The sequence below is a fragment of the Streptomyces sp. NPDC127114 genome, from assembly GCF_042677525.1.
Classification (GTDB): domain Bacteria; phylum Actinomycetota; class Actinomycetes; order Streptomycetales; family Streptomycetaceae; genus Streptomyces.
Window position 1 is genome coordinate 1 of the sequence record NZ_JBHXTJ010000088.1, and the last position, 6,815, is coordinate 6,815.

General features: G+C 73.2%; 9 protein-coding genes. 3 read left to right on the forward strand and 6 right to left on the reverse strand.

Translation table 11 applies throughout. The annotated features are described in order from the left end of the window. Nucleotides 1–156 precede the first annotated feature (156 nt). Nucleotides 157–576, forward strand: a complete 420-nt coding sequence (locus ACFVGS_RS37220) for a hypothetical protein (protein WP_385434984.1) — start codon at nucleotides 157–159, stop codon at nucleotides 574–576. A 71-nt stretch (nucleotides 577–647) separates the two neighbouring features. On the opposite strand, the gene ACFVGS_RS37225 is transcribed toward ACFVGS_RS37220, so the two are convergent. The 5 genes from ACFVGS_RS37225 to afsQ1 all read right to left on the reverse strand — a co-directional run bounded on the left by ACFVGS_RS37225 (nucleotide 648) and on the right by afsQ1 (nucleotide 4,482). Beyond that, nucleotides 648–848 carry a PspC domain-containing protein gene (locus tag ACFVGS_RS37225; protein ID WP_384411929.1) on the reverse strand — a complete coding sequence of 67 codons (201 nt, stop codon included), beginning with the start codon at nucleotides 846–848 and terminating at the stop codon, nucleotides 648–650. 79 nt (nucleotides 849–927) lie between these two features. Continuing rightward, the gene (locus tag ACFVGS_RS37230) at nucleotides 928–1,530 is read right to left on the reverse strand and encodes a VanZ family protein (protein ID WP_385696906.1); all 603 of its coding nucleotides are present in this window, start codon (nucleotides 1,528–1,530) and stop codon (nucleotides 928–930) included. 107 nt (nucleotides 1,531–1,637) lie between these two features. Beyond that, entirely contained in the window at nucleotides 1,638–2,270 is a 633-nt protein-coding gene (locus ACFVGS_RS37235) for a hypothetical protein (RefSeq protein WP_385696909.1), read from the reverse strand. Beyond that, nucleotides 2,267–3,808, reverse strand: coding sequence for an ATP-binding protein (locus ACFVGS_RS37240; RefSeq protein ID WP_384411925.1), 1,542 nt, complete (start codon nucleotides 3,806–3,808; stop codon nucleotides 2,267–2,269). Before ACFVGS_RS37240 ends, ACFVGS_RS37235 begins: the two co-directional genes overlap by 4 nt. Beyond that, complete coding sequence (gene afsQ1 / locus ACFVGS_RS37245) at nucleotides 3,805–4,482, reverse strand: two-component system response regulator AfsQ1 (protein WP_265869013.1); 678 nt, start codon at nucleotides 4,480–4,482, stop codon at nucleotides 3,805–3,807. Before afsQ1 ends, ACFVGS_RS37240 begins: the two co-directional genes overlap by 4 nt. Before the next feature lie 171 nt (nucleotides 4,483–4,653). On the opposite strand from afsQ1, the gene ACFVGS_RS37250 reads away from it, so the two are divergent. After that, nucleotides 4,654–5,376: a SigE family RNA polymerase sigma factor gene (locus ACFVGS_RS37250; protein ID WP_384411923.1), complete on the forward strand. Its 723-nt coding sequence runs from the start codon at nucleotides 4,654–4,656 to the stop codon at nucleotides 5,374–5,376. 152 nt (nucleotides 5,377–5,528) lie between these two features. Here the strand turns inward: ACFVGS_RS37250 and ACFVGS_RS37255 are convergent, their stop codons facing one another. Continuing rightward, the gene (locus ACFVGS_RS37255; protein WP_385696912.1) at nucleotides 5,529–6,227 is read right to left on the reverse strand and encodes a uridine kinase; all 699 of its coding nucleotides are present in this window, start codon (nucleotides 6,225–6,227) and stop codon (nucleotides 5,529–5,531) included. A gap of 52 nt (nucleotides 6,228–6,279) precedes the next feature. On the opposite strand from ACFVGS_RS37255, the gene ACFVGS_RS37260 reads away from it, so the two are divergent. After that, complete coding sequence (locus ACFVGS_RS37260) at nucleotides 6,280–6,672, forward strand: hypothetical protein (protein ID WP_384411919.1); 393 nt, start codon at nucleotides 6,280–6,282, stop codon at nucleotides 6,670–6,672. The last annotated feature ends 143 nt before the right edge of the window (nucleotides 6,673–6,815 follow it).

Sequence of the window (6,815 nt, forward strand, 5' to 3'; positions counted from 1 at the left end):
CACCACGCCCGGCCGCCGTCCGGTGTTTGCGGCCGGGACTTTCGATGGTTAGTTTGCGTAGCCACTCTGCATTCCCCGTTTCCCCGAAAATCCCCGCTCTCAGGGCCTTCCCCGTCGCCCCGAGACGCACCCGAGATTCCTGAGGAAGATTTTCTGATGAAGCAGTCTGCCGCCAAGACGCTCGGTGTCGCCGCCCTCGGTGCCGCCTTCGCCGCTGCCGCCGCCGGAACGGCCTCCGCCGCCCCCGCGCTGCCGGTCGTCGGCTCCGACGCGCTCGGCACGGTCACCAGCGTCGTCCCGCTCGGTGACGACCTCACCGAGCTCCCCGCGGGTGCCACCGAGGCCCTCGCCGGCGGCCAGGGTGCCCTCGGTACCGGTGTCGAGGAGGGCGCCAAGACCCTGCCGGGTGCGGTCGAGCAGGCCCAGAACCTCCCGGGCGAGGTGCAGAAGCAGGCGCAGGACCTGCCGCTGGACGGCGCCACGGCCGGCCTCGGCTCCACTCCGCTGGGCGCGGCCACCGGCCTCCTCGGCGGCCTCCCGGTCAACGGCCTGCCGCTGGGCGGCATCGGCCTCTGAGCCCCGTACGCCGAAGGGGCGCCCACCCGGTCCGGGTGAGCGCCCCTTCGGCGTACATACGACGGGTCCGGCTACCAGGCCGTGCTCGCCGTCTTCTCCGCGGGCAGCAGCACCCACAGCGCCAGGTACAGCACGAACTGCGGGCCCGGCAGCAGGCACGAGACCAGGAATATCGTGCGCATCGTCCAGGCGGAGATGCCGAAGCGCCGTGCCAGCGCCGCGCACACTCCGCCGATCACGCGTCCGTCACGAGGGCGGGCAAGTGCGGCCATGGTGGGCTCCTTCAGTCCGGGTGATGCGGTTCTTCCGATGTCCCCATCGTGCCGCCGGACCGGTGGACAAAGCGTCCCTCTACGGGGCGATCCCGACCCTGGGAATCGTCGGGGTCGCCCCCTGAGAAGCCCGCTGAGAGGCCTGCTGCCTCCTCCTCCCGGAGGAGGACTTCCCCGGCCGGGTCGACGGACGGCGCCCGCGCGGGCCGCGGCGCAGCCGCGCCCGTCCCGCCGGGACGAGGAGCAGGTGCGCGAGTGCCACGCCGGCCGTGTTCAGGAGCACCGAGTCGACGTCCACGACCTGCCCGGGCACCGCCGTCTGCAGCAGCTCCACCGCCAGCGAGACCAGAGCCCCGGCCGCCGTCGTCCGGGCGAGCGACGCCCAGGGCGACACCGCGAGCCGTCCGTCGGCCATCGGCAGCAGCACCCCGAGCGGGGCCAGGAGCAGCAGCCCGCCGGCGATCCGCCGCGCGGCCTCGGCCGGACCGAGCGCCAGATCGCCCCGGATCCCGGCCAGCGGCGTCAGGTTCGGCGCGGTCACCCAGGCCACGTCCCGCGGGCGGAGCGTCACCCAGGCGACGAGCAGCAGATGGGCGAGGAGAAGGACGAACCCCGCCACGCGTACGACCACGGCGACAGAGCCGCCGGAACTGCCCGACCCACCCGAACCTTGACGTTGCACGCCCCCCAAGACGCGCCCTCCGGCGGCATCGGTTCCGCCCGACCGTCACGGACCTGGAACAGCGCCATGGCACCGGAAGACGGGCCCCGGCGGGTCCCGTCGTCCCGTCAGCGCCCCGCCGGGGACGACGGGACCGCCGACTCCGGGCGTTCCTTCAGCTCCGTCGTACAGCTGTAGCGGCGCGGCCCGTACGGGCCGGGACCGCCGAGGACGACGGAGTCGGCCGTGGCGCCGGAGCCCCCCGGCTCACCGGCCGCGCTCTCCGCGAAGGTGCAGACGATCTGGGCCAGGGCCGTCGGCGGCAGGTCCTCGGGCTGGCGGCTGAGCCGCAGGGTGCCCTTCGGGTCGCCCTCGCGCGCCGCGCTCACCACCAGCGGGCCCTTCACCGCCGTCGCGAAGCCGGCCCGGCGCTCCTCGTCCGACGGCTCGCTCTCCAGCTGGGCGAGCAGCGCCGAGGCCGTGCGCACCCGGTCGCCCGCCGCCTTCTCCTCGGGCAGCGGCGACCTGCGCTCCACGGCGTCCAGCTGCGCACCGCACAGCAGGTACACGCGCAGCGACACCCCGCTCTGCACACCCGTCGCGGACGCCTCGCCCGGCACGCTGCACGGCACCCGCGAGGGCGCCGCGCCCGCGTCGACCGGCACCGAGGTCGTACGGATGCCGCAGCCCGAGAGGAGGACGGCGGCGCCCAGGGCCAGCAGCCCCGTACGGCGACGTCCCCACGTACGGCGCAGTCTCAACTCTCCTCCACCTCGCCCTGGCTGCTGCGGGTCCGCAGCTCGCGCGCGATCCCCGAGGCGTCCCGGGGCAGCCGCAGCACGAACACCGCGCCGTCCACCCGGCCGTCGGCGTCCGTGGAGTTGGCGGCGGTGATCGAACCGCCGTGGATCAGCGCGTTCTCCATCGCGATCGACAGACCGAGACCGCTGCCGTCCGAACGCGGCCGTGACGCGCTCGCCTTGTAGAAGCGGTCGAAGACGTGCGGCAGGACCTCCACCGGGATGCCGGGCCCGTGGTCGCGCACCGCGATCACCAGCTCCTCGCCCTCCTCGGTCTCCTCCGTCCGCACCGACACCCGCACCGGCGAGCCGCCGTGCTTGAGGGCGTTGCCGATCAGGTTGGCCAGGACCACGTCGAGCCGGCGCGGGTCGAGCCGCGCGACGATCCCGCGCTCGGCGTCCAGGTCCACGGCGTCCAGCCAGGCCCGCGCGTCGATGCAGGCGGTGATCTGGTCGGCGATGTCGACGTCGTCCAGGACGAGCCGCGCGGTGCCCGCGTCGAAGCGGGTCACCTCCATCAGGTTCTCCACCAGGTCGTTGAGCCGGCGGGTCTCGCTGACCACGAGGGCGACGGCGGGCGCGATCATCGGGTCGAGGGCGTCCTGCTCGTCCTCCAGGACCTCCGTCACGGCGGTCAGCGCGGTCAGCGGCGTACGCAGCTCGTGCGACATGTCGGCCACGAAGCGGGCGCTCGCCTCCTCCCGTGCGCTCATGTCCGCGACCTTCTTCTGCAGCGACTCGGCGGCGCTGTTGAACGTACGGGACAGGTCCGCCAGTTCGTCGTTGCCCGAGACCCGCAGCCGGGTGTCCAGCTTGCCCTCGCCGAGTTGCCGGGCCGCCTCACCGAGCCGGTGCACCGGGCGCAGCACGGTCGTCGCCGCGACCTGGGCGAGCAGCACCGAGCCGATCACGGCGAGACCGGTGGCGATGCCGAGCGACCAGGCCAGGGAGTTGAGGTCGGCCTTCTCCGCGGCGAGCGACTTGAACATGTAACCGGTCGGCCCGCCGCCGTCGATCTTCGTGCCGCCCACCAGGTACGGCGTCGAGCCGCGCTGGGTGCGCTGCCAGAACAGGTGGTACGGGTACGGGTTGGCGTCCGACACCGGACGCTCGGTGGTCACGGCGGTCTGCAGCGAACGCGGCACGTCCGCGAGCGTGAACACGTCGGGGTCGGAGGCGCCCACGATCGGCTTGCCCGCGGCCCGCTCGCCGATGAGCACCACGCTGTAGCCGGCGCTGCCGCTCGCCATCTGCTCGGCGGTGCGCCGCAGCTCCTCCTCGGTGGGCCGCGACGGCAGCGTCGCCGCCCGGTTCTGCATCTCCTGGCGGAAGTCGTTCAGCGCGCTGTCCTGGGTGCGCTTGAGCACGGCCTCGCGGTTGAGCCAGTACGCGATGCCGGAGGCCGACACGGCCGCGAGGAGCGCGACCAGGGCGAAGACGACGACGAGGCGGAGCCGCAGGCTGGTGAACCTCAGCACCGAGACGATCCCTTTGCTCACGCAGGAACGTCCAGCCGGTAGCCCACACCCCGCACGGTACGGATCAGGGTCGGCGAGGAGGGCACGTCCTCGACCTTGGCGCGCAGCCGCTGCACACAGGCGTCGACCAGGCGCGAGTCGCCGAGGTAGTCGTGCTCCCACACGAGCCGCAGCAACTGCTGGCGCGACAGCGCCTGTCCGGGCCGCCGGCTCAGCTCCAGGAGCAGCCGCAGCTCGGTCGGCGTGAGCTGCAGGTCCTCCCCGTTCTTCGTCACCGTCATCGCGGAGCGGTCGATGACGAGGGAGCCGAAGGTGGCCGAGTCGGTGGCCTCCCGCTCGCCGCGGCGCAGCACCGCGCGGATCCGGGCGTCGAGCACCCGGCCCTGCACCGGCTTCACCACGTAGTCGTCGGCACCGGACTCCAGGCCCACGACCACGTCGATGTCGTCGCTGCGCGCGGTGAGCAGGATGATCGGCAGCTGGTCCGTACGCCGGATCCGGCGGCACACCTCGAAACCGTCGATGCCGGGCAGCATCACGTCGAGGACGACCAGGTCGGGCCGCTGCTCCTTGAGCAGCTTCAGGCCGTCCTCGCCCGTCGCCGCGGTGGCCACACGGTGGCCCTGGCGTGACAGGGAGAGTTCGAGGGCCGTGCGGATGGCGTCGTCGTCCTCGATCAGCAACAGGAAAGGCACGGCCTCATTCTGTCGCATGCGCCCGTCCGAGTTCGACCGTGCGGTCACGCCTCCGTCCCGCCCCCTCGCCTGTGACACGCCTGTGACAGTCGGCGGACACCGCCATGAAGTCGGCCGGGCAGGCTTTTCGACATCAAGGACCTACGGACTCCAACCGACGGGGGGCGCGAGATGAACGCACTGCACAGCACCACCTCCAGCGCAGTTGTCACGCGTCTCCACGACGTCACGCGGAGCACCGAGAAGTCCGGCGCGGTGAACGGGCGGGGGTGCGTTCGCAGCGTCGGGCGTCAGCACAAGGCGCCGTACATGGTCGCCGTGGCTGACGGGGGAGCGGCGTACGGGGAGGCCACGGGGGAGCGCTCCAGCCGGTCGGAGGCCGAGTTCACGGCCTACGTCCAGGAGCGCCGGGCCTCCCTGTACGCCACCGCCTACCACCTGACCGGTGACCGCTTCGAGGCCGAGGACCTGCTCCAGAGCGCGCTGTTCTCCACGTACCGCGCCTGGGACCGGATCAGCGACAAGGCCGCGGTCGGCGGCTACCTGCGCCGCACGATGACGAACCTGCACATCAGCGCCTGGCGCCGGCGCAAGCTCAACGAGTACCCGACCGAGGAGCTCCCGGAGACGGTGGGCGAGACGGACGCGATGCGCGGCACCGAACTGCGCGCGGTCCTCTGGCAGGCGCTGGCCCGTCTGCCCGAGCTCCAGCGCACGATGCTGGTGCTGCGCTACTACGAGGGACGGACCGACCCGGAGATCGCGGAGATCCTGGACATCAGTGTCGGCACGGTGAAGTCGAGCATCTGGCGCTCGCTGCGGCGACTGCGCGAGGACGAGGTGCTGAGCTTCGGCCGTGACGAGGAGGAGTCCTTCGGCGAGCTCGTCGCCTGAGGGATACGGGGGGACACGGGGGCACGGGGGAAACACGGGGGACCGTACGGGGGTACGGGGTAAAGGGCGAGGGCCGGACAGGATCGGGGGATCCTGCCCGGCCCTCGGCACGTTCGGGGCGGGGTGTGACGGGTCCGGCTGGGGCCGACGGGTCAGGCGCGGGTCGCCGGGACGCGGCAGCGGCCCGCCGCGGCGGCGGCCAGCCGGCCGAGGGCCTCGTCCCTGGCGCACGGGTGGGCGCCGAGCGCGGTCTGCCGGGCCACGATCGACCGCTCGGTCCGCATCAGGCGCCAGCCGCGGCGCAGCAGGAACGGCACCGACTTGCGGCCCTCCTTCAGGTCCCGCAGCAGCCGGCGGCGGAAGGTCGTGGACGGACGGCCGCGCAGGCACAGCGCGTCGGCGAGCACGCCCAGGTCACGGCAGCGCGCCACGATCTCGGCGGCGAAGATGCCCTCCGCCACGAACAGCGGCGTCCGCTCGATGTCCAGGGCCTCGTGGTCCACGCGGGAGCTGGTGGCGATGTCGTAGACGGGCACGTCGGTCCGGCCCGTACGGCACAGCTCGGCGATCGCGGCGACGGCCGCGTCCGCGTCCCACGAGAGCGGGGAGTCCCAGTCGATGTCCGTGCTCCCCCCGACGAGGGGCAGGGAGGGGTCGTCACCCTCCTTGTAGAAGTCGTCGAGACGCAGGACCGGCAGCCCGGTGCGGGCGGCGAGGGACGACTTGCCGGAGCCGGAGGGGCCCGCGAGCAGGACGACCCGGGTCGGGATCGGTTGGGAACTCACGGGACACCAGTGTGAGGCATTCCCCCGTGCAGGGGACCACCGAGGCGGCCCGTTGGTATCGAGCATCACACCTCCACTACTGTCGGTGCCCGCTCGACCACCCTCCGGAAGGATCCTCATGGCGCGTCACGCACAGTCCCGGACGTCCCGGCCCCGTGCCCTGCTGAAGGCCGGTCTCACCGTCACCGCGGCGGGAGCCGCCGTGTTCGGCGCGGGCGCCGGCGCCCAGGCCGCCGAGGGCGTCGGCGTGCCGCTGCCGCCCGACTCGCTGACCCGCGTGGACGGCACCGCGGCCCTGGAGGGCCTCGGCCACGGTGTGGCGCCGCTGACGCAGCTCCAGCTCGACCCGCTGGCCAACACGGGCGTCGACCCGCTCGACAACGGCCTCGGCACCCAGGTCGCCGACTTCAAGCCGGTCGGCACGACCATGGTGACCGACCACGTCACGAAGGGCGGCGCGCTGGAGGACCTGCCGGTCGCGGGCCCGCTGGCGCAGTCGCTGCTGCCGTAGGGGCGCTCGCGCAGGCACGGCGGACGGCCCCCGACCGGAGGAGTGGTCGGGGGCCGTCCGCCCTGCGGGTACCGCAATGCGCTTTTAAGGCCCAGTTACAAGAGGCGGAACCCCCCACGGGGCCCGGCGGGGGCCACACCGTC